This is a genomic window from Ideonella alba (assembly GCF_018069875.1).
Taxonomy (GTDB): domain Bacteria; phylum Pseudomonadota; class Gammaproteobacteria; order Burkholderiales; family Burkholderiaceae_C; genus Ideonella; species Ideonella alba.
Window position 1 is genome coordinate 550,549 of record NZ_JAGQDF010000001.1, and the last position, 24,789, is coordinate 575,337.

At 64.3% G+C, this 24,789-nt stretch carries 16 protein-coding genes and 1 pseudogene; 8 read left to right on the plus strand and 9 right to left on the minus strand.

Features of this window, described 5'->3' with window-relative positions; translation table 11 throughout:
• Nucleotides 1-175: 175 nt before the first annotated feature.
• Nucleotides 176-2,881 carry a response regulator gene (locus KAK07_RS02540; RefSeq protein WP_210858825.1) on the plus strand — a complete coding sequence of 902 codons (2,706 nt, stop codon included), beginning with the start codon at nt 176-178 and terminating at the stop codon, nt 2,879-2,881.
• 15 nt (nt 2,882-2,896) lie between these two features.
• A complete protein-coding gene (locus tag KAK07_RS25890) occupies nt 2,897-3,103 on the plus strand; it encodes an Hpt domain-containing protein (protein WP_210858827.1) in 207 nt (68 codons plus the stop codon).
• A 333-nt stretch (nt 3,104-3,436) separates the two neighbouring features.
• Here the strand turns inward: KAK07_RS25890 and KAK07_RS02550 are convergent, their stop codons facing one another.
• Together KAK07_RS02550 and KAK07_RS02555 are read right to left on the minus strand one after the other, a co-directional pair.
• The gene (locus KAK07_RS02550; RefSeq protein ID WP_210858829.1) at nt 3,437-5,059 is read right to left on the minus strand and encodes a methyl-accepting chemotaxis protein; all 1,623 of its coding nucleotides are present in this window, start codon (nt 5,057-5,059) and stop codon (nt 3,437-3,439) included.
• A 437-nt stretch (nt 5,060-5,496) separates the two neighbouring features.
• Entirely contained in the window at nt 5,497-7,056 is a 1,560-nt protein-coding gene (locus tag KAK07_RS02555) for a methyl-accepting chemotaxis protein (RefSeq protein ID WP_210858831.1), read from the minus strand.
• Nucleotides 7,057-7,618: 562 nt separating this feature from the next.
• Between KAK07_RS02555 and KAK07_RS02560 the strand changes: the two genes are divergently transcribed.
• The 3 genes from KAK07_RS02560 to KAK07_RS02570 all read left to right on the plus strand — a co-directional run bounded on the left by KAK07_RS02560 (nt 7,619) and on the right by KAK07_RS02570 (nt 11,566).
• Nucleotides 7,619-10,165, plus strand: coding sequence for a sensor domain-containing diguanylate cyclase (locus KAK07_RS02560; RefSeq protein ID WP_210858833.1), 2,547 nt, complete (start codon nt 7,619-7,621; stop codon nt 10,163-10,165).
• A gap of 19 nt (nt 10,166-10,184) precedes the next feature.
• Complete coding sequence (locus KAK07_RS02565; protein ID WP_210858835.1) at nt 10,185-10,448, plus strand: hypothetical protein; 264 nt, start codon at nt 10,185-10,187, stop codon at nt 10,446-10,448.
• 161 nt (nt 10,449-10,609) lie between these two features.
• Nucleotides 10,610-11,566 (plus strand): IS5 family transposase, encoded by a 957-nt coding sequence (locus tag KAK07_RS02570; protein ID WP_210858837.1) that lies wholly within the window; start codon nt 10,610-10,612, stop codon nt 11,564-11,566.
• A gap of 165 nt (nt 11,567-11,731) precedes the next feature.
• Here KAK07_RS02570 and KAK07_RS02575 read toward each other — a convergent pair whose 3' ends face one another.
• Nucleotides 11,732-13,789 (minus strand): sensor domain-containing diguanylate cyclase, encoded by a 2,058-nt coding sequence (locus tag KAK07_RS02575; protein WP_210858847.1) that lies wholly within the window; start codon nt 13,787-13,789, stop codon nt 11,732-11,734.
• A gap of 441 nt (nt 13,790-14,230) precedes the next feature.
• On the opposite strand from KAK07_RS02575, the gene KAK07_RS02580 reads away from it, so the two are divergent.
• Entirely contained in the window at nt 14,231-16,222 is a 1,992-nt protein-coding gene (locus tag KAK07_RS02580) for a methyl-accepting chemotaxis protein (RefSeq protein WP_247664197.1), read from the plus strand.
• A gap of 169 nt (nt 16,223-16,391) precedes the next feature.
• Here KAK07_RS02580 and KAK07_RS02585 read toward each other — a convergent pair whose 3' ends face one another.
• Entirely contained in the window at nt 16,392-16,673 is a 282-nt protein-coding gene (locus tag KAK07_RS02585) for a hypothetical protein (RefSeq protein ID WP_210858849.1), read from the minus strand.
• Between the two features lie 308 nt (nt 16,674-16,981).
• On the opposite strand from KAK07_RS02585, the gene KAK07_RS02590 reads away from it, so the two are divergent.
• Complete coding sequence (locus KAK07_RS02590) at nt 16,982-17,944, plus strand: tripartite tricarboxylate transporter substrate binding protein (RefSeq protein ID WP_210858851.1); 963 nt, start codon at nt 16,982-16,984, stop codon at nt 17,942-17,944.
• A gap of 11 nt (nt 17,945-17,955) precedes the next feature.
• On the opposite strand, the gene KAK07_RS02595 is transcribed toward KAK07_RS02590, so the two are convergent.
• Complete coding sequence (locus KAK07_RS02595) at nt 17,956-18,963, minus strand: LysR family transcriptional regulator (RefSeq protein ID WP_210858852.1); 1,008 nt, start codon at nt 18,961-18,963, stop codon at nt 17,956-17,958.
• A gap of 75 nt (nt 18,964-19,038) precedes the next feature.
• Here KAK07_RS02595 and KAK07_RS02600 point away from each other — a divergent pair, with 75 nt between their 5' ends.
• Nucleotides 19,039-19,848: a class I SAM-dependent methyltransferase gene (locus KAK07_RS02600; protein WP_210858854.1), complete on the plus strand. Its 810-nt coding sequence runs from the start codon at nt 19,039-19,041 to the stop codon at nt 19,846-19,848.
• Nucleotides 19,849-20,052: 204 nt separating this feature from the next.
• Here KAK07_RS02600 and KAK07_RS02605 read toward each other — a convergent pair whose 3' ends face one another.
• From KAK07_RS02605 to KAK07_RS02620, 4 genes and pseudogenes are all read right to left on the minus strand, one after another.
• Nucleotides 20,053-21,108, minus strand: coding sequence for a Cj0069 family protein (locus KAK07_RS02605; RefSeq protein ID WP_210858856.1), 1,056 nt, complete (start codon nt 21,106-21,108; stop codon nt 20,053-20,055).
• Nucleotides 21,105-22,025, minus strand: a pseudogene (locus KAK07_RS02610) (Fe-Mn family superoxide dismutase). The gene KAK07_RS02605 and the pseudogene KAK07_RS02610 overlap by 4 nt, the downstream one beginning before the upstream one ends.
• Nucleotides 22,026-22,035: 10 nt before the next feature.
• Nucleotides 22,036-23,427, minus strand: a complete 1,392-nt coding sequence (gene chrA / locus KAK07_RS02615) for a chromate efflux transporter (RefSeq protein WP_210858858.1) — start codon at nt 23,425-23,427, stop codon at nt 22,036-22,038.
• Nucleotides 23,424-24,368, minus strand: coding sequence for a chromate resistance protein ChrB domain-containing protein (locus KAK07_RS02620; protein WP_210858860.1), 945 nt, complete (start codon nt 24,366-24,368; stop codon nt 23,424-23,426). The genes chrA and KAK07_RS02620 overlap by 4 nt, the downstream gene beginning before the upstream one ends.
• Nucleotides 24,369-24,789 lie beyond the last annotated feature (421 nt).

Genomic DNA, 24,789 nt, shown 5'->3' on the forward strand with positions numbered 1-24,789 from the left:
GGTTCGTTGCGACCAACGCCAAAGAAGTGGGGGGAATTCCGTGGGACATGCTCGATACCAATCTGCGCCAGAGGGTACCCTTCGTCATCTACTCGTCCCAACGCCGAGGTCTAGCCATCGCGCCTCACTACTGCGATGGTTCCTCGTCATGTCCCTGAATTGGTTCACTTGTCTCATGACCCTATCGCCGCCTCTGTTGGCTCTGGCGCTGACGCTAGGCATGTGTGGACTGTTCAACGGTCAGGCGCACGCTGCGGATCGCGTCGTTTCGGTGGGCCTCTATGAGAACGCTCCGAAGATCTACACCGACTCTGACGGACATCCGCGAGGCCTCTTCGTCGAACTGCTGGATGCCGCAGCCGAGGCCGAGGGATGGACGTTGCGCTATGAGCCTTGTGAATGGGCGGATTGCATCCAGCGCGTGTCGCAAGGACGTCTGGACTTGATGCCCGATGTGGCGTTCTCGGATGAGCGAGCTCAGAAGCTCGACTTCAATGCAGTTTCGGTAGCCAGCAGTTGGTCACAGGTCTACACCCATCCCAACTTGCGGATCGCCAAGCTGGCCGATTTGGCGGGCATGCGGGTGGCGCTGCTGCAGGGTGGCATCCAGCAGTCATTTTTCACCCAGTTGATGGCCGGCATGCAACTGGATTTCCAGGCCCTGCCTGTGGCCTCTCTGGACCAGGGCTATGCGTCCGTAGTGTCCGGAGCAGCCGACGCAGTGGTCACCAATAGCTTCTTCGCGGCCAGAAATGGCGGAAAGTACCGCCTCAGGGAGACCCCGATCGTCTTTCTGCCGAGCAACCTCTACGTCGCATCCGCAAAGGGCAGGCATGCTGACTTACTGGCGCGCATAGACGCGCACCTGGAGGCCTGGCGACAGCAGCCAGACTCGGTGTACTTCGAGGCGCTGCACCACGCGATGATGCCGTCGCCGCCAGCCGTGATCCCGCGGTGGGTAACGCTGCTATTGATGGCGTTGGGCACGGTCCTTGTAGCACTGCTAGCCGCCAGTCTTTGGCTTAAGCGGCAGGTCGCCTTGCGGACCCAGGACCTGCGCGCGACTGCCGAGGCACTTGAGGCCGAGCGGACCAACCTCGAAGCTCAAGTCCAAGCGCGTACGGCCGAGTTGCGAATGGCCAAAGAGGGGGCGGAGCGCTCGACTCGCGTCAAGAGTGAATTTCTGGCGAACATGAGCCACGAAATCCGCACACCGATGAATGGCGTGCTTGGGATGCTGTACTTGGCACTCCAGGATGAGTTGTCGGCGGCGGTGCGAGATCGTCTGCTGAAGGCCCAGGGTGCAGCCGAGGCCTTACTCGGTGTCGTCAACGACATTCTGGACAGCTCCCGCATCGAAGCTGGCAGGCTTGAACTGGAGAATGTGGCGTTCGAACTGCCCAGTGTGCTGCGGCGCGTCAGCGATTCGCTGAGCTTCGAGGCCGAGAGCAAGGGGGTGGAGTTCTTCGTTCGGCTGGATCCGAACATACCAACACGATTGGTAGGGGACCCGCTGCGGCTAGGGCAGATTCTGTTGAACCTGTGCGGCAATGCAATCAAGTTCACGGAACGTGGAGAGGTAGAGCTGGCCTTGCGAAGCGTCGACTTAACGGATGTGGACTTGGCCATTGAGGTTCGGGTGCGCGATACAGGCATCGGCATGGACGTACAGACACAAGAGCGTCTGTTCGAGAACTTCAGTCAGGCTGATCAAAGCACGACTCGACGCTATGGAGGCACCGGACTAGGCCTGGCTATCTCGAGAAGCTTGGCCACTCTGATGGGTGGACGGCTATGGGTTGCGGAGTCCAGCCCTGGACTTGGCACCACAATGTGCTTCGCGGTCCGCCTGGGCATCGCTCGAGATGCCGAAGTGTCGCGTGGAACTCGCGACAGGGAGGGTAGCCAGTTGCTCCAGGGTGCGCGGGTCCTTGTTGTCGACGACAACGCGTCCACGCTGCAGATCCTGGCGGAAATGCTTCGCCAGTTCAGCATGCAGGTCCACACAGCTGCCGATGGGCTCGCAGCGCTAAAGGCTCTGCGTGAGGAAGCGGCGCGCCCCTTTGACCTGATGTTGGTCGATTGGCGCATGCCTGTCATGGATGGCCATGAGTTGGTGAGGCAGATGGAGGCCGACAACTCCCTGGTGTATCGGCCAAAGGTACTGATGTTGACCGGCGATGGGGGCGCCGAGTCGCAAGTACTGGCGCGCCAGCTCGGTTTGGACGGGCTCTTGCTCAAGCCGGTGTCCCCGATGGACCTACTCGATGCGGTGATTCAGACGCTGGGTACTCGCAAGCTTGAACAGCCGACGCAACCTGCGACCACCATGGCTGCTGACAAGATTCGTTTGGGACGGATCGCCGGTGCAAGAATTCTTCTAGTCGACGACAACGACACCAACCGTGAGTTCGCGCTGGAGTTGTTGCAGCGGGAGGACGCAGTCGTGACCTGCGCGGTCAACGGCGAGCAGGCTGTCGAGCGCGTGCTGGCGCATTCTTTCGATGCGGTTCTGATGGACCTGCAGATGCCAGTGATGGATGGACTGGAGGCCGCGCGCAGAATCCGCAGCCTAGCCAGTAGCCCCGGCTGTGGGTCACTAGCGCGGCTGCCTATTGTGGCTATGACTGCACTTGCAATGGACGAGGACGCCGAGCGCAGCCGGGCGGCCGGTATGGACGATCACCTAACCAAGCCTATTGACCCCGAGCAGTTGGTCGCCACATTGGCGCGCTTACTTCGTCGACCTTCAGGCGACACTGCCCAGGTGACGCCAGCTTTACTAGAGCCATGCGACGCTCCGATATTGCCGGCCGACCTTGCCGCCATGACCACAGTGGATGTCAGCGAGGGGCTTCGGCGCGTTGGGGGGAGCCCCTAGGTCTACCGCAGGACCTTGCGCCGATTTACGACTGATCACGCGGACGCTATCGGAGCATTGGTGCGCACCCTCAGAGAGGAGAGCGTGGAGGCCGCTGCACGCAGCAGTCACAAACTCAAGGGAGTCCTTGGAAACCTCGCGGCGCATCCGATGTACGAGCGGATCAGCGAGATCGACGACCTTCTGAAATCCAACCAAGCGCCAGATGCACGATGCCTGTAGGAGGTTGGGACTCTGCTCCAGCAGATGGTGGTGGAAATTGACCGATTAGATTCACCAGCGAAGTCCGGGGGGATGCTTGGTCGAAGTCCCAGAGGTCAGCGCAGTAGCACCTCGCGCAGGTGGTGTGGGCTATTGGACATTTCGTCGTTACCGATACCCTATAGATCACATGGTTGTTAGTGGGTACGACAAGGCCGCCTTTGGAACCGGGGGTGGGTACGGTCAAACGCGGGCGGTGCTTCATGACGTCAATAGGGCGCTCGCTGGGACTCAGCGGCCTCGGGAGCGTCTGACGGTATCACCCTCAACCGTTGCGGCACCTCGCGTCCTAGTTCAGTCCCGCTGTTGCTTCGCCGCCTTGCGCAAGCTGACCGCATTGACGCCGGCCAGGGACGTGTCCGCCTGCCTAAGCCGGAAGAGCTGCATGGTGCCAGCCATGGCGTCGGCCTGGTTGGCGACCGAGGCTGTGGACGCTGCCAGTTCCTCAACCATGGCAGCGTTCTTTTGGGTGATGCCGTCCAATTGCGAAACCGCCTCGTTGACCTGGGAGACTCCGCGCTCTTGCTCGACATAGCTGGAGCCGATCTCTCCCAAGGCGTGACCTACTCGCCTGACAGCATCGAGAGCTGCCGACATGCGCGAACGCGCGTCTTCGACATGCAACACACCATCGTTGACTCGTCCAGTCGATTGCGCAATGAGCGCCCGTATCTCCTTAGCTGCATCCCCGACCCGCGCAGCCAAGGCGCGTACCTCGGACGCGACGACCGCAAAGCCCCGACCGGATTCTCCCGCTCGGGCGGCCTCAACGGCGGCATTCAGCGCAAGTATGTTGGTCTGAAAGGCTACCCCCTCAATGACGCTGACAATGTCGCCAACCTGCATTGAGGAGGCGGCGATTTGCTTCATCGACTCCGCTACCTCGTCTACTGTTGCGGCGCACACCTGGGCCAACTCGGCAGACTCCGCAGCCAAACCGGCGCCACGCTGGGCGGATGCGGCACTGACCTTGATTGTGCCGTTGATCTGTTCCATCGTTGCCGCCGTCTGCTCCAGGTTCGCTGCCTGAGATTCGGTGCGTGCGGACAGGTCTTGGTTGGCCGCCGAGAGCTCGGTCAATGAACTTCGTACCTTCTCAAGGTCGTGACGGCTGTCGCCGACGACGGTTCTCAGGTTGACCGCCAACTGCATCAATGCCAGCTGCAGACGCCCCATCGTGCCTCTGGCCTCTCTCCGGGGAGTCACTGAAAGGTCGCAGGCAGCCAAACGCATGGCGTCTTGCACCGCGCAGTCAAGGGTTCGCTTCGTGGCCCGCTGCTGCTGCCAGGATATGGAAGCCATGACAGCTCCGCCGGCCAAGCACTGCACGATGGCGGGCCAGTCAGAAGCCCAGACCAGCAGGCCCGGAACGAGGATGATCGGCACGATAGCGCTGACACCACCGAGGTTGTCGAGCACAGCTTCGATGCCCCGGGCTGACCGGCCTCGCCAGCCTCTTGTGACCACCCGTCCTTGGTGCAGACCGACGGTACAGCGCCCGGCCTTTGTCTCGCGGTTCAGGCGGCTATACAGGGCCTCGGCGGCCACCACTTCGTTACGGTCGGGCTCCGTGCGCACCGACAGAAAGCCGATGATGTCAGCCCCAGACAGCATGGGAGTCACGTTGGCACGGACCCAATAGTGTGCACCGTCCTTGCGCCGGTTCTTGACTAGTCCTGTCCAAGGCAGTCCAGCCTGCACTGTCGTCCAGAGATCTCGGAATGCCTCCTCAGGCATATCAGGGTGGCGCACGACGTTATGAGGCTGCCCGAGCAGTTCGCAAGATGCGAACCCACTCACAGTCACGAATGCTTCGTTGCAGTAGGTGATCCGACCCTGTGGGTCTGTTACAGACACCAAGGTCATCTCGGGCGGAAATGGATATTCCTGGCCTGAGACGGGCAGGTTGGTTCGCATGTACTTCGCTCCAGCTTGCGCTCGGTCTGCCGTTGGGCAGGTACTAGCCAGGCGCAAGGACATTGATGGTGCTATCAGCGGCAGCTTCCTGACGACTGAAAGTAAGGGTAGTTCGCACCGAAGATCAGGGCTAACCCCCGGTGGCTACAGCGAGGCCGTTGCACGGACCACGGTCAAAGGACCCACCAACTCGTGGCCAGCACGTGGAACCATTCCGTTGGTCAGTCTGCCTTGATGGGTGGCGAAACGTTCATCGCCGGTCCGGTGCGGAACACGCGCTGCGGCATCGACTTCATGTCGAGCCCTCTCGCAAAGATGTTGCTCTGGCTTTAGGTTCGGCAGAAGTCTCTACTGGTTGGATGGGCCATGAATGCTACCTGCCGAACGCTCTCGGAACTACGCCGAGTCGCGGTTGGCCCGACTTCGCTTCTCTACTCTCAGCTGAGCCTGAAGAAGCAGACCGCCGAGGCAAGACGGCCAGATTGTGACTTCAGGCTCTCGGCCGCAGCGGATGACTGTTCGGCCAGCGCGGCGTTCTGTTGCGTGGTTTGGTCCAGCGACGTGACTGAGGCCGAGACCTGGGCAATGCCACTGGACTGTTCCTGCGCTGAGTGGCCCATTTCCTGGATCAGATCGGCCACGCGCCGAACCTCGGCCACGATGTTGCCCACCCGCTGACCGGCCTCGGCCACGAGCTTGGTGCCGACGTCAACCCGCTCGGTGCTGGCCGAAATCAGTGCCTTGATCTCCTTGGCCGCGTCCGCGGAGCGCTGTGCCAGCGTGCGTACCTCGCCGGCCACCACTGCGAACCCTCGGCCTTGCTCGCCGGCGCGGGCCGCCTCGACCGCAGCATTGAGGGCCAGAATGTTGGTCTGGAAGGCAATGCCGTCGATCACGCCGATGATCTCGCCGATCTTGGCCGAGCTGCGCGAGATCTCGGACATGGTGTCGATGACCCGGCCCATCACTTCGCTGCCGCTGCTCGCCGCGTCGCTGACCGAGCCGGCCAAACCGGTGGCAGTGTGGGCGGCCTCAGCATTCTGCTGCACGGCGCGGTTCATCTGTTCCATCGCCGAAGCCGTTTGCTGCAGGTTCGAGGCCTGCTGTTCGGTGCGCCGCGAGAGGTCGGCATTGCCGCTGGCGATTTCGGTCGAACCGGTGGCGATCGAGTCGCTGGCCACGCGCACCTCGCGCACCACCTGGCCCATCTGCTGCTGCATGCGGGCCATGGCGGCCAAAACGCTGCGCTCCGAGCGGGCGTCGCGCACGGCGGCGGCGGACAGGTCGCCCTCAGCCATCCGGCCAAGGAACGCACTCAGCTCTTCCGGTTCGGCACCCAGCGTGCGGCGCACATTCTGCCGTAGCAGGTAGCCCATCAGCGCGGCCACACCGGCGGCACCCAGGGCCATGGCGAGCATGATCACACGTTCAACTTCGGTGGCATGCTCTGTGTCGGCCACGAAGCCGCGGGTACGCGTGCCCGTCAGGGTCATGTAGTCATGGATTGCGCTGCCTAGCTGGTTCAGCGTCGGGGTGCAAATCGCGTCGATGCGGGCGATCGCGTCGTCGCGCTGGCCTTCCTGCAGCAACTTGACGATCTCGGTGGCGACCGGCGCATAGCGGGCTTCGACGCTGGCGATGACCGCTACCTTCTCGCGCACCTCCGGCGATACGCCTGGCAGCTGGATCGCCCGCTGCAGTTCGGCCAGTGCTTCGGTCGTGTCCTTCTGGCGGCGCTGGAACTCGTCCACCTGCTGCTGGCGCTGTCCAGGGTCAGACAGTAGCGCCAAGTTGCGCACGGCAATGCCTCGCGCGAGTGCCGACTCCTGCAGGCGATTGGCCACTTCGAGGCGATGGTAGATGCCCTGCGTGAACTGCTCCAGTCGACCGCCCAGGTCGCCCAGGAAGAAAAAGGCGAAGGCGCCCAGCACGATCACACAGACGTTGACGACCAGCAGTATGGCCAGCAACCGAGTACGGAAGGTTGAGAAGTGCATGGGCACCCTTCGTTAAGGCAGGTTGCAAAGCATCATGAGCTTATGGGGTGGGCCTGATACGCGGGAAAACCGGAAGAAAGGTAGCGCATCTTCAGGTTCGCCCGAGCCCACACCTCGTTAAGACGCGTGACTGGGCAGCCAAGGCCGGTCACGCGTCTATAGCGAGAGCCAACGCAGAAGCCGTCGCCGAGGCGCCAACGATCGAAAGTCCTCGGACCATAGGGTGGGGACGTATCAAGAGGTGACCTCGTAGGCGATGTCCGCCTGAATATCCCTGCGTTTCACGGGCAAGCTTTCAGCTGCTTCGCACACGTTGCTGGCGATCCCGGAACCCGCCAGGTCTAACGCCGTGGTGCGGCTCGGGCCGGTTCGGCGTGTGCGTGCCGGAGGTCGACACTCGAAATTGGACAGCCATGCCGGGTCGCGCTGGAAGCACTGTTTTCTCCCGGTTAGCCCTTGCCGGCCCGAGGGTCGGATACACGGGGGAGACGCTAGACTTACGGGCGTAAGTGCAGCGGTTCGCGTGGATGTGGCCTCGCAATGGCTGACGTAGGCGAGAAGGATGCCAGGACAGGACTTCACTTCTGATCTGACGGCCGAGACGCGACGCATTGAGCGTCTTCGGGCGCTGCTGGTGCTCGACACCGAAGCTGAACCCATCTTCGACACCTTGGCGCAGATGGCCTCAGAGGTCTGCCAGACGCCCATCGCCCTGCTGAGCCTGGTGGATTCGGGGAGGCAGTGGTTTAAGGCGAACGTCGGCCTTCCGGGGGTTCGTGAGACGCCGCGCAGTGTGGCCTTTTGTGACCATGCGATCCGTGGCGATCAGCCCATGGAAGTGCCGGATGCCTTGAAGGACTCGCGCTTTGCGGACAATCCGCTTGTCATTGGAGCACCTGGAATACGTTACTACGCGGGCGCGCCGCTTGTGATGAGTTCGGGGGATCGCGTCGGTACGCTGTGTGTGGTCGACCTGGAGGCGCGCAAGCTTACGCAGCAGCAACTCAAGATTTTGGAGCAGCTCGCCCAGCTGACAGTTCAGGCGCTTGAGATGCGTGAGCGCTCCATCCAGCGTTCGCTGGAGCTGCGCTCAGCGCGCGAGCGGGAGGTGGCTGCCAGTGAGCAGCGATTGCGAGCCATCCTGGATGCCCAGAGTGAGCTGGTTTCGCAGGCACTGCCTGATGGTCAGCTGCTGTACGTGAACCCGGCCTATGCGTCGTTCTTTGGCCACACCGTAGGAGAGCTGGCTGGTGCGAACCTGATGGATCAGATTCCAGCGAGCGAGCGAGAGGCGGTCAGGGCTCGCCTGGATGCCTTGCTGGCGGCTGGGGGCTCGCAGCGCTCTGAGAACCAAGTAACCGCCGCCGATGGCCAAGTGCGATGCGTGTCCTGGACCAACACCGTGCAACAAGGCCCCGATGGGCGACTACTGCTGCATTCCACCGGGCGGGATGTGACCGAGCTGAACATGGCGCAGCGGGCCTTGGCTCAAAGCCAGGCGCTGCTGGAGCGCACGGGTCGAGTGGCTGGGGTAGGTGGCTGGGCGATGGATTTGGCGACACAGCGTGTGAGTTGGACCGCTGAAACTCGCCGCATCCACGAAGTGCCTCCAGACTATGAGCCCTCGCTTGAGACCGCGATCGCCTTCTACAGTGAGTCGAGTCGCCCTCTGGTCACGGCGGCTGTCGAGCGCGGGCTGGCTGAGGGTACCCCGTGGGATCTTGAGTTGCAGCTGGTCACGGCGCGTGGGAGGTCGATCTGGGTTCGTGCCGTGGGGGAAGTGGAGTTTGCCGATGGACACCCAGTTCGTATGTTCGGTGCCTTTCAGGACATCACCGAGCGGCGCGCTGCCGAAGCCGCGCGAGCTGAGCTGGCTGCCATCTTTGAGAACACCACTGACTTTGTCATTCAGGCTGACGCCTCGCGTCGCGTCCGATACATGAACCCCGCGGCCCAGGCAGTCATGCTGGGGCGGCCGCTAAGCCAGGATGAAGGGCTGTTTGTGAGGGACATGCTCCCGGAACGGACGCAGCGCAAGTTTACCGATGAGATATTGCCGTACCTGCAGCTGAAGGATGTTTGGGTTGGGCAGTCTGTGGCGCGGCGTTGGGATGGGCGAGAAATCGAGGTCAGCCACATGGTGATCGCACACCGTGATGCGCGGGGCGAAATCGAGCGACTCTCGATCATTTTCCGGGACGTGTCCGAGCTTGCCGCTGCGCAGTACGAGCAGGCGCGCCAGACCCGGACGCTGCGGTCGGTGGCCAATGCCATTCCTTCGACGGTTGCTGTGATTGATGACCAAGGCAGGTATGTCTTTGTCAATCAGGCGTTTGAGAAGAAGGCGGGCATACATTCCAGCGCGATCCTCGGGCGGACTGCCGAAGAGGTACTTGGCAAAGCGGAGTTCGAGCGTCGATGGCCCTGGGTGCAACGGGCTCTGGCCGGCGAGCAAGTCCGCTTTGAGATAGAGGAGGAAGGAGAACTTGGCAAGCGCTTCATGGCGCTGGACTACCTTCCCCTGCGTCGATCCGATGGCGCCCCGGACGGATTTGTTGTGGTTGGTCAGGATGTCACTCAGGCTCGCGAGGAGAAAGAGCGCCTCAAGTTGCTGTCACAGTCCGACCCGCTGACCCGATTGCTCAATCGATCGGGTTTCCAGCAACGTGTCGATGCGCAGCTCGATGCAAACGTGGCAGAGACCTTGTGCGTGATGTACCTGGATCTCGACCGCTTCAAGCCCATCAATGACAACCACGGCCACGCCGCGGGCGATGAGCTGTTGCGCCTGGTGGCATTGCGCCTTGTACGTCTTGTACGGCCGACTGACGCAGTGGCGCGTTTGGGTGGAGATGAGTTTGCCATTGCGATCGTTGGTGAAATCGACGAGCTGCACGCGCAGCGTCTGTCCCGAACAGTTGTAGATACACTGGCGCGGCGGTTCCACCTTGCCGGCGGCGTTGTTGCCTCCATCGGCACCAGCGTCGGTTGTGCCATAGGGCAGGCCACCCGAGGATCTTGGGAGCGCCTGGTGGAGCACGCCGATCAGATGCTCTATGCCGCGAAGGCTTCCGGCCGCGGTAAGACAGTGGTGTCCCGCTTGGATTGAACGGGCATTGAGGACTTGCGTGCCACATGTCTTTACGCCCCCAACTGGCTATAGCTGGTGCGACATCTGGCTGCGCCAGGATATGCACGGCAACTACTACTTCCTGATGGAGCCTATCCGAGCGGCTGCCTTCGCCAATGGCATTGCCGAGGAGGCGCTCGACAGGCAGACCGCGACAGCGATCGCTGCTGGATGGTATCGACACCACTTGCGTCAGGGTGGCCAGCGCGTTGCACTGGCAGATCGATGGCTGTTCGATCTTGAAGGTCGGACGAAGATCTAGCGCCGACCAGGGCGTGGTACGGACTTCACAGTCGGTTGGAAGACGGGTGGAGCAGGCGTTGGTCACTTCGCCATCGCTGCCGCACACACCTACGTAGAGTCTTCACAAATCGTCCGACGACGTACTTGGCAACGACGTGAAGCCCTGAGACGATTGGGACCATGAAGCAGCCCAGCCTGGGGCTGGGAGGGACGGCCAAGGGAACGCGACGCCGTGAGTTCCTGGACGAGATGGAGAAGGTCGTGCCCTGGGCTGACCTGGTGGCCTTGGTGTCGCCGTACCTCCCTGAAGGCAAGCGTGGTCGCCCGCCGTTCTCGCCCGAGACCATGTTGCGCATTCACTTCATGCAGCAGTGGTTCGCGCTGAGCGACCCGGCGATGGAAGAGGCACTGCACGATATGCCGGTGTTTCGCGAGTTCGCAGGCCTGGAAGGCTGGGACGAGCGGCTGCCCGACGAGAGCACGATCCTGCGCTTCCGGCATGTGCTGGAGAAGCACAAGCTGGCTGCCCAGATCCTGCAGACCGTCAACGACCTGCTGAGCGCCAAGGGCGTGATGCTTAAGAGCGGTACCGTGGTGGACGCTACCCTGATCGCCGCGCCCAGCTCGACCAAGAACAGCAGCGGTGAGCGCGACCCGGAGATGAAGCAAAGCCGCAAGGGCCAGCAGTGGTACTTCGGCATGAAGTGCCACATCGGCGTGGAAGTCGAGTCGGGCTTGGGCTACACCGTCAAGGGCACCGGCGGCTCGGTGAACGACGTGATCGAGGCTAACGGCCTGGTTCGCAGCGGTGACAGCGAAGTCTTCGCAGACGCTGGATACCAAGGCGCAGGCATACGGCCCGACGCCCGCGACGATGTGCGCTGGAACATCGCAGTGCGGTCTGGCAAGCGCCGCATGCTGGACCTGGCCAAGCCCATCGAGGCGCTCACCGAAAAATTGGAGCGGGTAAAAGCTGGGATCAGAGCACGGGTCGAACATCCGTTCCGAGTGGTCAAGTGCCAGTTCGGACACATCAAGGTGCGCCATTGCGGGCCGGCCAAGAACACGTCGCAACTGCACACGCTGTCTGCACTGGCAAATCTTTGGCTGATGCGGCGCAAACTGATGGGAGCGTAGGCGTGAGTGCGCCCGGAGTTCACGAAAACGGCCGTGCCGGTGCCTCTCTCGGGGCTAATGAGCTACGAAAGCGGGTGAATCCGGGCTGGAAGCATCACATTCCTGCCAGATCAGGGCATCAGCAAGAGTTCGATGCGTTGTGCAGACCTTCCTCAGTCCAGTGCATTAGTGGGGCTTGGCTTCGCATTGGCGGCCAGTGACGAACCGCCCCCGGCCGGACTGCTTGGCCGTGTAGCAGGCCGCGTCAGCTGCCTCGTACCAGTCTTCCGGTCGCCGATGCTCGGCACTGAGCATCACGATCCCCTGACTGGCCCCCACGGCAAAGGAGTTGCCCTCCCAGGTCATGACGTGTTCGGCGATGGCTCGCTGGATCTTGCCGGCGATGCGAGTGGCGGTGCCTTCGTTGCAGTTCTCTAGCAGTACGGCGAACTCGTCGCCACCCATGCGCGCGACCAGGTCGCCACTGCGAACGCAGTTGGCGATGAGCGCCGCGATCGCCTTGAGCATCGCGTCACCGGCGGCATGGCCACCTGTGTCGTTCACTGGCTTGAAGTGGTCCAGGTCGATGGCGATCAGCGCTGCCAGGGACTGCGTGGCGACGTTGTCGATCAGTCGCTGGGCGCGGCGGTGGAAATTCTTGCGGTTTCCCAGGCCGGTCAAGGGGTCGTGCGACGCCGACCACTCCAGGTCCTCCCGGTCACTGACCTGTTGGCTGACATCCACCACGGTCCAGATCGTGCCGCGCTCAGGATCTTCCAGCAACACGGGCCGGCCCCGCAATTGTCCCCAGAAGACGCTTCCATCGGCGCGCAGCATGCGCCAGTCGCCCATATAGGCCCCAGTGCTCTCGAAAGCTTCAGGCACCAGCTTGCCCAACATGGCGTAGTCTTCGTTGGACGCAAAGATGGCGCTCGCCGGCTGGCCGTTGAGCTCATCAAGGGCGCGGCCGAAAATGCGGCAGAACTCGGCACTGACCAGCTCGAAGTGCTGATTGCGGGTGAAGGCGATACCAACGGGTGCGGCGTTCATCACCGACTGGAGCTTGCGCAGGATTTCTGCATTGAAGGCCTCCAACTGCGCCCGCTCTGCAGCAACGTGATGCAGCACATGAGCCAGGTTGCCGATCTCACCGGCATACTCCGGCCACGGACTGCGCTCGCTGAGGTCGTTGTCGAAGAGGTGCCTGGCGCGCTCAGCCAACGCGTCCAGTGGACGGAACAGACGCCAGAGCCAGAGGACCAGCCCGGTTGCCCCCAATGCTGCCAGGGCTGCAATCCAGCCTGCGACTTTGGCACGAGCTGCCTCGATGGGGGCATCCACGCTGCTGCGGGACCGGACCCGCCAGACCAGCCAATCGGAGGCCTCGACGCCTGCCACGGAGACCAGATAGCGGTCACCATCCAGACCAATGCCCAGGGGCTCGACAGGTGCGCCCATTGCCTGCCACTGGAGCCAGGCGTCACTCACCGTGGGTTCCTGGCTGGCTTTGCGAAGCAGCCAGCTCGGGTCGGAATGGGCCAGGATCTTCCCCGCGCTGTCGGAAATGATCAGCTGGGCTGTGTGGTCCGCATCTTTGTCCCGGTCGGTCGCCACGTCGTTCAGGATGCTTCGCTCGCGAAGCCGCTGCGAGGCCCCGATCACCGCCACCAGGCGCCCGGCCTGGATGACCGGTTGCGCAAACACGATCACGGGACCTGCGGCGGTCTTGCTGTCTATGACGTCCGACACCACCGGACGCATCTCGGTGACTGCTGTCTGGAAGTACGGCCGATCAGCCAATTGCAACGACATCTCGCGGATCCCGGCGCCGTCGCGCAAGCCGAGCACCGCTCCGTCGGGACGGCTGACCAGCACACTTGTGAAGACGGCCAGCAGTGCGGATTGGTCCTCCAGAAAGCGCAGGGCGTCTGACTTGTCGACGCCGTTGTCAGCGCGCAGGCTCTCCGCGGCCAAGGCCAGCATACGTTGCCGTTTGATCAGGTCGTGTGAGAGCAACGACGCAACCTGGACCACTTCGTCCAGTTCATGGAGTCGCACCTCTGCATGAACCTGTACCTCGGACTGGTGCACCAGCAACAGCGCGGCAAGGCCGGTGACTGCCAGCAAGAAGGCCACGGTCACGATGGCGACCCGCGTGCGCAGGCTCTCTGCGACGCTTCGACCGAGCGCAGCCCAGCCAGCGGCGGGATTCCCGAGGTGAACGCGCAATGTCTTGAAGTTCATGGGCTGTCGGCATGGGCCATGGCTCGGCGTGGCCCAACGGGGGGCTGGAGGCCCTGAGCGATGCCATAGGTCTCGCCTGTGGTTCCGGCCTACTCCGCAGTCTCCCCCCCCCCCCCGCAGCGAATGTATGGCCAGCATCCCACTCTCGCAGGACGGAGCCTTGGCCTATCTCGGGAAAAGCGCAACAGGGTCAGCGCAAATGCCTCGCCAAGCGGCGAGGAGCCACGCAATGCCCTGAGGGGGTGCTCGTTGGCCAAGTTGACCCGCATCAACCCTTCAATTCGGGCGCTCCGCAGCGGATCACCTCCCGAGAATGCGCAGTTACAGAGCACAAGTCCCTGTGCGTTGGGATCGTCTTGCCTGCGGGCCACCACGACCAAGAGAGCAGCCATGTCAGCTACCCTTCCTTCCAGCGCCCCTGTGGTGCTGCCCTCACCGGCGATGTCTGACGCCGGCGGGTTCTTCGCGCACCACGGTATCTGGGCCCCGGGGGTGCGGCTGTTCCGGCGCCTGAGCTTTGCCACAAAGGCGCTGATCATCTCGTTTGCCTGTGTGCTGCCGTTGTTGGCGTTGCTCGTCTGGCAGCTGTTCAACGAGGCCGAACAGGCCCTGCAGTCCCGGATGGACGCCACACGGCAGCATGTCGAGATCGCGCATGGTCTGCTGGTCTGGGCACACGCCCAGGAGACTTCGGGCGCGCTTAGCCGGGAACAAGCGCAGGAGCAGGCCAGGAAGATGCTGGCCGGGCTGCGCTACGACGGCAGCGAGTACTTCTGGGTCAACGATATGCAGCAGCGCATGGTGATGCATGCCGCCAAGCCGGACCTGGACGGCAAGGACATGTCCGCGACCAAGGACCCGAACGGCTTGGCGGTCTTCGGGGCCTTCGTGCAGACGGTCCAACAGTCTGGCCAGGGCTTTGTCCGCTACCAGTGGCCCAAGCCGGGCAGCGAGTTGCCGGTGGACAAGCTCTCCTATGTTAAGGGATTTGCACCGTGGGGCTGGGTGCTGGGTTCGGGGATCTATGTGGGCGAGCTGCGCGAGGCCTGGCAGCGGCAGGCGCTGCTCAACGGCGGCACCGTGTTGATGTCCATGCTGCTGGCGGCTTATCTGTTCCTCAGCTTCTACCGGGTCATGGACGGTGGCCTCAAGGAGACCCGGCGGCACCTGCGCGCCATGACTGACGGGGATCTGACCACCTCTCCAGCGCCCTGGGGCCGCGATGAGGCGGCTCAGCTGATGCTCGACCTGCGGGCGATGCAGGACTCGATGCGCTCGATGGTGCTGCGGGTGCGCCGCTCGGCCGAGGACATCGTCCACAGCAGCAGCGAGATCGCCAGTGGTTCGATGGACCTGTCCGCACGCACCGAGCAGGCCGCTGCCAACCTGCAGGAATCCGCCTCGGCCATGGAGGAGATCTCGGCCACCGTCCACAAGACCTCGCAGAACACCGAGGAGGTGGCCTCTCTGGCCAGGCACAACGCCGAAGCCGCCGCGGCGGGCGGTCAGGTGATGGGCGAAGTGGTGCAGACGATGGACGGCATCCGCACGTCCTCGGCCCGGATCGGCGAGATCATAGGCACCATCGATGGCATTGCCTTCCAGACCAACATCCTGGCACTGAACGCCGCGGTCGAGGCCGCCCGGGCGGGCGAGCAGGGTCGCGGCTTCGCGGTGGTGGCCTCCGAGGTGCGCACCTTGGCCCAGCGCAGCGGCTCGGCCGCCCAGGAGATCCGCACGCTGATCGGCTCGAGCGTCGACCAGGTGGAAAGCGGCGCCGAAACCGTTCGCCGTGCAGGTGCGACGATCGACGAGATCGTCCAGTCCTCTCAGCGGGTGCACGCCCTGCTGGGCGAGATCGCCACCGGCTCCAGGGAGCAAAGCCAGGGCATCGGCCAGATCGGCCAGGCGGTGCAGGACCTGGACCGGATGACCCAGCAGAACGCCGCTCTAGTAGAGGAGACCGCGGCAGCATCGTCGGCCATGAAGGACCAAGCACAAGTGCTGTCTCAGGAGGTCATGCGCTTCAAGCTGCCGGCGGGCCTGGAGGCGCCGCCTTCACAGGCCCCTGTCTCGGTGGCCGACTTTGACTTTGACAAGGCCATTGACGCCCACCGCCAGTGGAAGGTCAAGCTGCGCAAGGCCATCGCCGACCACAGCCAACTGGACGCCGACACCATCTGTCGCGACGACCGGTGTCCGCTCGGGCAATGGATCCATGGCCCGGGCGGCCGCCAATGGGGCAGCAGACCGACATTCGCGGACTTGCTGGCCAAGCATGCCGAGTTCCACCAAGTCGCCGGCGGCGTGGCCAAGCAGATCAACCAGGGCCGCTACGCGGAGGCCGAACGCTTGATCGGGTCCGGATCGGCGTTTGCGCAGGTGTCGACCGAGGTGGCGACGATCTTGACCAAGGCCAAGCGGGGTCTGTGATTCTGCCGCCTTGGCCAGGCGCTTCGGTCTGGCATCTACTGGGATGGCACCTGGCTTGGCCGGCGCGACTCGACGCGTTCCTGACTTCGAAGCACCGAGGAAGCGGCCGGTGCCGGTAGTCTCTCGATCGGTCCTTCAGCGTATCGGCATGCGCTGCCAGTGCAGTGCATCAAACGCGGTAGGCCGCGATGAGGATTGATGTGGCGAGGCACATCAGCGCATTGCAGCCACTGACGGCGATGGCGCGGTTCAAGCGGCGTCCGTTGTGTTCGTAGAGCCAGGCCGCCATCGTCGCATTGGCGCCCACCCAGGTGACCCAGGTCAGCAATGAGTGCTGGCTGCTGTCCCCACTGCTGAAAATGGCCAGCAGGGTCGGCAGGTAGGCCAGCACCCGGACAGAATTGAACAGTGTGAACAACCATGTCAACACCACAAGGTAGGTGCCAGGCATGGGGCGGGCTGAACCCAGAGAAGAAGTTGTCGTGTTCATTCGGGCCTCGTCGCGGTGTCGATGGGGTGCATCATCGAAAGGCGAAGCTTCGTTGGGAAGGTGCCCTTTGTTGTCGCCACGTTGAACCGGAAGTTCACGCCCAGGCCCGGACCACCTGCCGGTCATTGGCACCCTGGGTGTGAGGCCGCATTGGTGCTCGGATGCCACGCTGACTGAACCAGGAGTTCAGTCAGCCTCTTCCGATACAGCGCTTCCCATGAGTTTGTCGACGCGGAACACTGTGCACCATTCGGAAGACGGAGCAACGAATGAACCTGCTGTCGAAGACCCTCGCGATCGGCGCAATGGCGCTGTGTATGAGCTCGTCAGGCGCCCAGCCCGCGAACCCCGGTAAGCCAATCCGACTGGTCGTACCGACGCCGGCTGGCGGCCCGAGCGACGCGGCGGCGCGTGCCCTGGCCAAGGGCATGGCCGCGAGCCTTGGCCAGGACGTGCTGGTGGAGAACCGCCCTGGCGGCAACACTGGCATCGGGGCTGGCCTGGTGCTGAACGCAGTTCCCGACGGCCACACGCTGCTGTTTGCGCTGGGAGCCAGCGTGGGGCTGCCCCAACTCAGCAAGGCGTCGCCTTACAAGTCCATCGCCGAGTTCACGCCGATTGCCGCGATCGGCGGCAACACGCAGTGCCTCGTGGTGCCCGTCAGCCTGCCGGTGAAGTCTCTGGCCGAGTTCGTCGCGTATGCGAAGACCAGTGCCAAGCCGCTGTTGCGCGGCGCGAACAACGCGGCCGAAGACATGGTGGCCGGTCAGGTGATCAGCACGTTCGGCATCGTCCTGGAACGGGTGCCCTACAAAGGGGCACCTCAAATGCTGCCAGACCTGCTGGAGGGGCGTATCCAGGTTGCCGTGCTGCCGGTTGGCGCGAGCGTCCCGCACGTGAGGTCGGGCCGGCTGACGATGCTCGGCTGCAGCATCGCCGATCGCATAGCCGCGCTGCCGACGGTGCCCACACTGGCCGAGTCCGGGGTCAGCGCGGCGCCGCTGATCACCGCGCATTTCGTCCTGGGCCCTCCCCGACTGCCGACTGACATCGTCGACCGCCTGGCTGCTGCTGCGCAGCAGGCGGCGCAGTCGGCAGACTTCAAGCAGGAGATGGAGCGCCTGCTCATCGTCGGCAAGGCCCTGCCACCTGCCGAGGCCCGCGTGCTGATGCTTCAGTCGGAGGCGCAGTACGTGCAGTTCGTCCGTGAGACGGGTGCCACCATCGACTGATGCCAAGAGGTTCAGCGGTGGCTCAACCAACTGGATGCACGGCGGCTGTTGCCGAGGTGCCAGGCCGGGCGACCGTCGACGCTGGCCTGCCCCTTCGCATCCGTGAGCTGCGCCAACTCGGCGCAAAGCGAGGCGACGAACTCGGCGAAGACACGCAGGCGCAGCGTCCGACGCATTGCGGGCCGGAAGTACATGGCCAGCGGCGGCGGGTCCATCAGCTCCCAGTCGAGCAGCGCGGGCACCAGGCGACCGCTCGCCAGGTCGGCCTGTGCCGTGGCCCACGCGATGCGCATCACGCCACCATCACTGAGAGCCAGCACCAGCAGGTTGTCGCGGTGGTTGGAGTTCAACCACCCCCGAACCACCACCTCTTCGATCACCTCGCCCTGCGGCCCAGTCTGCCGGTAGCGCCAGAGGTCCAGCAGCTTGCCGTAAGGATTCCGATAGCTCAGGCAGACGTGGTCGGCAAGGTCGCGCGGGTGGCGAGGAAGGCCCTGGCGCTTCCAGTAGTCGGGCGTGGCTGCCGTGACCTGCGCCATCACCGGCAACTCGCGTCGTACCCAGGCGCCGGCCTCGAACCAGCCGTGCAACAGCAGCAGGTCGCAGTCCTTCGCGGCAGCTTCCTCAAGGTGCAGCACGGAGCGAAGGTCCAGCGTCAGATCGGGAAAGCTCGCATGAAAGTCCGACAACGCTGGCACGATGCAGTGCTGAAGCAGAAATGGCGTGCCCCCCACGACCAGCGTGCCTTGCGGCCGCTGCCGCGCCTGCCGCAGTCCGTCGTCGGCCGCCTGCAACTGCGCAAGCAATGGCGCGCAGGCTTCGGCGTACTGTGCGCCATCGGCGGTGAGCTGCAAGCCGCGACTGCCTCGCTGGAAGAGCGTGGCCCCGAGTTCGGCTTCGAGCGCGCTGACCAGTTTGGCGACGGCCTGCAAGGTCACGCCCTGCTGGCGCGCGGCGGCCGACAGGCTGCCGCTTTGGGCCGCCGCGAGAAAGTACTGAATGGCCTTGAGCTTGTCCATGAGACAGGAAGTGTCGCTTGAACATGCCGAGCAACGCAATTGGCCACTGCAACGGTTTCTGCCATGGAGGTGCTCATGTCAGCTGAACCTGCTGAGTTGCCGGTTCTCTCGCCATTCGTCTTTGACGACGGTGCTGCCTACGAGCTGATGATGGGCCGATGGAGCATGCTGGTGGCGCAGCCCTTCCTGGTCTGGCTGTCGCTGCCGGCCGGCCTGAAATGGCTTGACGACGGTTGCGGTGATGGCTCGTTTACCGAGTCGCTCCTGCTGCATCAGCGTCCGTCAATGGTGCTCGGCGTGGACCCTTCACCGGCCCAACTGAGCTACGCACGCCAGCGGATCAGTCACGCCAGGGTTCGTTTTCTGCAAGGTGATGCTCAGGCACTGCCGCTGCCGGATGCATCCGTCGATGCAGCCGTGATGGCTCTGGTGCTCTTCTTCGTGCCAGACCCCTTGCAGGGCGTGCGTGAGATGGTGCGCGTGGTCCAGTGCGGCGGGACCGTCGCCGCCTATCAATGGGACCTGGACGGTGGAGGTCTACCGCTGCAACCCATTCTCGACGCAGTGCACGCTGAGGGCTACCAGTCGCAGGCACCGCCGAGCGCATGGTCGGCAACTATGGCGGCATCGTGCAGCCTGTGGCGAAGCGCCGACATGATAGACGTGCAGACGCGGCAGTTCGGTGTCAGTCGCACCTTTGACAGCTTTGACAATTACTGGCGCACGGCCTACGGAAGTCCGCGCCTGAGGGAGCTCTTTTCGTCGCTCTCACCAATAGCGCTGCAACGCGTGTACGAGCGCGTTCGACTCCGCGTTGGCGGCACGAGCGACCGGCCACTGGTGTTGACGGCCCGTGCCAATGCTGTATCAGGACGAAAGCGCTGAGGCGAGGCTCCAAACCCTTCGCTTGCTCGAGCGCCTGCCTGATCGTGCATGTCTGAGTGTTCGCTCCTGGCCGGCCGGCGGAAGGCATGAACGTCGGGTCCCAAGCCATTGGCATTGGATGGCAGCTTTCCGGCGACGAGTTCAGCAGCCCGGCCGGCGGTGTACGACCCTCAGCGGAACTTCAGCGGTTTGAACAGCAGACAGTCATTTGGACGAGGCCAATCTTGACTGGATGCTCAGCCGAGCGTTCTGGGAGCAGCGCAGGACCGCTTCGACGAGCGGCGCGATAGACGATGGCGGAAACGGCGACACGCAGCTGACGTTGATCTCGCAGAGCACGTAGCGCTGCGCACCGTCGGCAAGCGCATCGCCCAGCATGAAGTCGCAGTCCCACAGCAGTGGCAGTTGATCGCGCGCCAGGCCGACGCGCTCGCGCAGCAGCGTGATCCAGGTCGACTCCAGTTGCTGCTTCAAGTCCTGGAAGCCGGGCAGCTCAGGGCCGTGGTAAAGACGCGGCCCCGGCATGGGCGCATCGGGGTGCAGCGCGTTCACGGCCTGCAGGCCGAAGCCGGTCACGTGGTCCTCCACCAGGTAGGCGCGCACCATGCCTTCGGGCAGCCGTGCCTGCCAGGCCTGGTCGATCATGTGGCCGCCGCCCTCCGGCTCGAAGTAAGGCGCCAGCGTCGCCTTTAGCGCCGGCATGTCCATGTGCTGGGGCGTGCTGCCGCGCTGGGCGTGCTGCACGGTCATTCCGCCGCCGGCAGACGCCTCGACGCGCCACACGCCGATGCCGCTGTGGCCACGGTGCTGCTTGAGCACGCGCGCGCCCTGCCGCAGCCGCTGCGGCAGTTCGGACTCCAGCTGCGCCAGGCTGTCGATGCTGTGAACGTCACTGCCAAATGGCAGGTCGCGGGTCTCGAACAGCACGTCCTTGGTACCCAGGCGCAGGATCGCCTCGGGGTGCGCACTGACGAGCACACCCGCCTTCGCCACTTCACGCAGCAGCGCATCGAGCCGGTCGCGACGGCGGCCGTCCTCGATCGGGTTGCACCACACCAGCACGGCCAGCACGCGGTGCAACTGCGCCGCCACCTCGTCGGCGAAGTCATCGTGATAAATCGCCGGCTCGGCCTTCACGCCGGCGGCAGCCAGCGCTTCGAACAAGGCCGCGAAGCGGCTTGCTGCAGGGTCTGCGCGGTCGCGGGCGGCCCGGTCGCCGGGATAAAGCAGCGCGACACTGGCGGCGCGGGGGCCGGTCATGACGCAGGGCTCCCGGGCTTGTCCACCAGTGGCCTGCCCGCAGCCTGCCAGGCGTCGATGCCCCCGACCAGGTAGCGGGCCTTCAAACCCGCAGCCTGAAGCCGCAGGGCCGTGACACGGCCCACTTCGTGCCCGAAGACGCAGTACACCAGCAGCTCGCGGTCTGCCGGCAGATCTGCTGCCCAGGTGGGCACATCGGCAGGGTCGCACCAGCGTGCGCCGGGGATCATCGTGCGCGCGTTGTTGAACACACCTGCGCGACGCACGTCGAGGACCAGCGCGTCACCCATCTGATCCTGGTTCGCACCAAAGGGCTCGCCGGCCGCATGCACCGCCCGCTGATACCGCCCATAGACTGCCGCCCAACTGATGTTGCCCATGAAGGCATCCACATAGGCGCCCGCCGCCGCGCCGAAATCCATGTGATACGCATGTTCATACATGTCGAGCGCCAGGATCGGCACGCCACCCGCCACCACTTGCGTGTGGTCGGCCGCCCACTGGTTGACCAGCGTGCCCTCGCGCGGCTGAAACACCAGCAGCACCCAGCCCGACCCGCCGCCCAGGGCCTTGCCCATGGCGATGAACTCTTCACGCCAGCGTTCAACGCTGCCGAAGCTGGCTTCCAGCATCAGCTTCGCTGCTGGCTCCATCGTCACGCCGTCGCCGCCCAGGCTGGCGAAGTACAGCTCATGCAACAGCATCGAGTTGGTCGCGATCAACTCTTCGCGCTTCTAGCCGTTCAGCTGAAAGCCGGGCGCCGTGGCGAAGGGCACTGCAGCGAGGTCCTTGCGGATGGCGTTCAGCCGCTTCACCGCGCCACCGTAGTTGTTCTGGTGGTGGCTGGTGATCAGTGCGGGTGACAGCCGGTTCAGTGAGGCCGGGTCGAACGGCAGATCTTGTAGGCGTGCAGTCATGGAAACTCTCTCAACGGATCATGGGAGACAGCCAGGTCAACAACAGGCCGATGCCTGCGCAGGCACCGAGGAGCGGAATCACACCGACCTTGAATCGGAACAGCGCCACTGCAGCGGCGACGGTGATGACGGCCGAAAGTGCATCGAAGCGCCCGGCGAAGCCCTGGGGCCAGAGCACGTGGTACGCAAAGAACATTGCTAGGTTCAGGATCACCCCGACGACGGCCGCCGTGACGGCCGACAGCGGCGCCGTGAAGCCCAGCTTGCCGTGCGTGGCCTCGACCACCGGCCCGCCAGCGAGGATGAACACGAAGGACGGCAGAAAAGTGAAGAAGGTGACCACCGCGGCCGCGACGGCGCCGCCGAGGAACAGTGCCTCAGGCCCGAACACCTGCTTCAGCCAGCCGCCGACGAATCCGACGAAGGCCACCACCATGATCAGCGGGCCGGGTGTCGTCTCACCCAAGGCCAGGCCGTCGATCATCTGCGGGCCGCTGAGCCACTGGTGCGTTTCGACCGCACCCTGGTATACATAGGGCAGCACCGCGTAGGCACCGCCGAAGGTCAGCAAGGCGGCCTTTGTGAAGAACCAGCCCATCTGCGTGAGCGTTCCCTGCAGGCCGTTGAGGGCGATCAGCACCGCCATCGCCAGCAGCCACAGCCCGAGCCCGAAGCCCAGGACCATGGCCAGGTGGCTGCGAGAAAAGCGCGCGTGCATCGGCGTCGGCGTGTCGTCGTCGATCAGCGCAGGCCCGTAGCTGGCCTTGGCGCTGCCATGCCCGCCGCCCAGCGCAAACACCTGCGGCCAGCGGCGTGCGCCGAAGTGGCCGATCAGCGCAGCCGCCAGCACGATGGCCGGGAACGGCGTGTCGAAAGCAAAGATCGCCACGAAGGACGCGGCAGCGATGCCCCACATCCAGCGGTTCTTCAAAGCCCGCGTGCCGATTCGGTGGGCGGCGTGAAGCACCAGGGCCGTCACCGCAGGCTTGAGCCCGAAGAAGATGCCTGCGACCAAGGGCACGTCTCCGAAGCGCAGGTAGATCCACGACAGCGCGATCAGGATGAACAGCGACGGCAGCACGAACAGTGCGCCGGCGACGATGCCACCCCAGGTGCGGTGCATCAACCAGCCGATGTAGGTGGCGAGCTGCTGCGCCTCGGGGCCAGGCAGCAGCATGCAGTAGTTCAGAGCGTGCAGGAAGCGCCGCTCGCTGATCCAGCGGCGGCGCTCGACCAGCTCGGTATGCATGATCGCGATTTGGCCGGCGGGCCCGCCAAAGCTGATGAAGCCGAGCTTGAGCCAGAAGCTGAATGCCTCAGCAAAGCTCACGGAGGCAGGCGCGGCCGGAGTGGCGGGAGGGCCAGCCGACGCTTCGGGCACAGGTGTTGTGGCGGTCGTCATGCCGGGGCTCCAGGGGCGGCGTGCAGGGCGTCGAAGACCGCCGCCGCCGCCAGGGTCAGTTGATCGTCATCGGCGTGTACCTCGCGCAGACCGGCGAGCACAGCCTCCAGGCCGGCCGCCTCGGGCACCGGGATGCCGCCGACGTCCAGGAAGTGAACAGCGCGCGCGATGCGCTGCAGCCGCGGGTCCGCATCCAGGCCGAAGCTCGCGGCCAGCACCTCGAAGCTGACGCGTGCGCCGACGTGCGTGAAGCGCGCGCCGTCGTAGTCGAAACCCAGTGTGCCGCGAGGCGCAGGCGTGGACCCGGCGGGGTCGGCCAGCCAGACGAAGCGCGCTTCCGTATCGATGAAGCGGCGGATCAGCCAGGCGCAGGCCAAACGGTCAACCCAGGGTCGCTCTCGTGTAGCCCAGCGCTTGCCCTGGAACTTGCGCGGGTCCAGCCGTGGGATGCCGTGCGGCGCCTGTGCCACAGGTTCGCCGCGCGAGAAGCGCGCATCGAGCGCTTCTCGCAGCGCATCAAGTTCGGCCTGCGCCTGCTCGGCAGCGGCACCCGGGTAGTAGTCGATGCGCACGAGTGCGTGCAGCGCCTCGGACACGGCGCGCCAACGGCGACGCGCTTCGGTTTCGGGCAGTTCAGGCAAGGCTGCCGCCAGGCGTTGCGCTTCCACGCGCCACTGACCGTAGGCCTCGGTGCGATCGAACAGCGCCAGGATCTCGGTGCGCTGGGCCTCTTCGGAGACGGACAGCTCCAGCACGCTGGCCTGGCCGCCATGGGCCCGGACCTCGGTCACCAGGGGATCGAAGAGAGCCTTTTTGGCGTCAGGCAGGACATAGACGCCATCTCGCATCGACCCGCAGCCCAGCGTCTTCAACGCACGCCAGACACGCAGCCGCACTGCGCTTGGCTGCGTCGGCAAGGTGAGAAAGAGCACGCTCCACATTTCTGAAGCATACGCTACAACTGACGACTCACCTATGTCTAAACCCTGGTGGCCAAGCTCCGGCTTGGAACCGCGAGCGTCTGCTCCTGGTCAGCGGTGGGAACGTCAGCAATTGGCCGGGTCGAGGCAAACAGAGCTTGAGACTCATCGCCGGAAACCGGCCACTCGGAGGAGCATCTGCGCGCGAATTTGCAGGGCTTCGGCTAGGACCGCTTGTGGCCGGCCGCCGACAGCCATGAGGGTCAGGTCACTGGTCGTCCGCCTTGGATGTCGACTACCCCGCGGCGAATTCCGGGGGGCCAGGCTGGCCGTGGACGATCCGCAGCGGGCCTTCGAATTCGTACCTTGCCTGCGCGAAAGCGGGCACTGGATGTGACGGTTCGGGCCAACACGGTCGGACTCAGAGCTGCAGGCCTCCGCC

Coding starts and splice junctions, on each gene's coding strand:
- KAK07_RS02550 (WP_210858829.1), bottom strand. CDS start 5,059: ATGCGAACCAACCTGCCCGTCTCAGGCCAGGAATATCCATTTCCGCCC.
- KAK07_RS02585 (WP_210858849.1), bottom strand. CDS start 16,673: ATGCCTGGCACCTACCTTGTGGTGTTGACATGGTTGTTCACACTGTTC.
- KAK07_RS02590 (WP_210858851.1), top strand. CDS start 16,982: ATGAACCTGCTGTCGAAGACCCTCGCGATCGGCGCAATGGCGCTGTGT.
- KAK07_RS02580 (WP_247664197.1), top strand. CDS start 14,231: ATGTCTGACGCCGGCGGGTTCTTCGCGCACCACGGTATCTGGGCCCCG.
- KAK07_RS02605 (WP_210858856.1), bottom strand. CDS start 21,108: ATGACCGGCCCCCGCGCCGCCAGTGTCGCGCTGCTTTATCCCGGCGAC.
- KAK07_RS02600 (WP_210858854.1), top strand. CDS start 19,039: ATGTCAGCTGAACCTGCTGAGTTGCCGGTTCTCTCGCCATTCGTCTTT.
- chrA (WP_210858858.1), bottom strand. CDS start 23,427: ATGACGACCGCCACAACACCTGTGCCCGAAGCGTCGGCTGGCCCTCCC.
- KAK07_RS02560 (WP_210858833.1), top strand. CDS start 7,619: ATGCCAGGACAGGACTTCACTTCTGATCTGACGGCCGAGACGCGACGC.
- KAK07_RS02540 (WP_210858825.1), top strand. CDS start 176: ATGACCCTATCGCCGCCTCTGTTGGCTCTGGCGCTGACGCTAGGCATG.
- KAK07_RS02595 (WP_210858852.1), bottom strand. CDS start 18,963: ATGGACAAGCTCAAGGCCATTCAGTACTTTCTCGCGGCGGCCCAAAGC.
- KAK07_RS02570 (WP_210858837.1), top strand. CDS start 10,610: ATGAAGCAGCCCAGCCTGGGGCTGGGAGGGACGGCCAAGGGAACGCGA.
- KAK07_RS02555 (WP_210858831.1), bottom strand. CDS start 7,056: ATGCACTTCTCAACCTTCCGTACTCGGTTGCTGGCCATACTGCTGGTC.
- KAK07_RS02620 (WP_210858860.1), bottom strand. CDS start 24,368: ATGTGGAGCGTGCTCTTTCTCACCTTGCCGACGCAGCCAAGCGCAGTG.
- KAK07_RS02575 (WP_210858847.1), bottom strand. CDS start 13,789: ATGAACTTCAAGACATTGCGCGTTCACCTCGGGAATCCCGCCGCTGGC.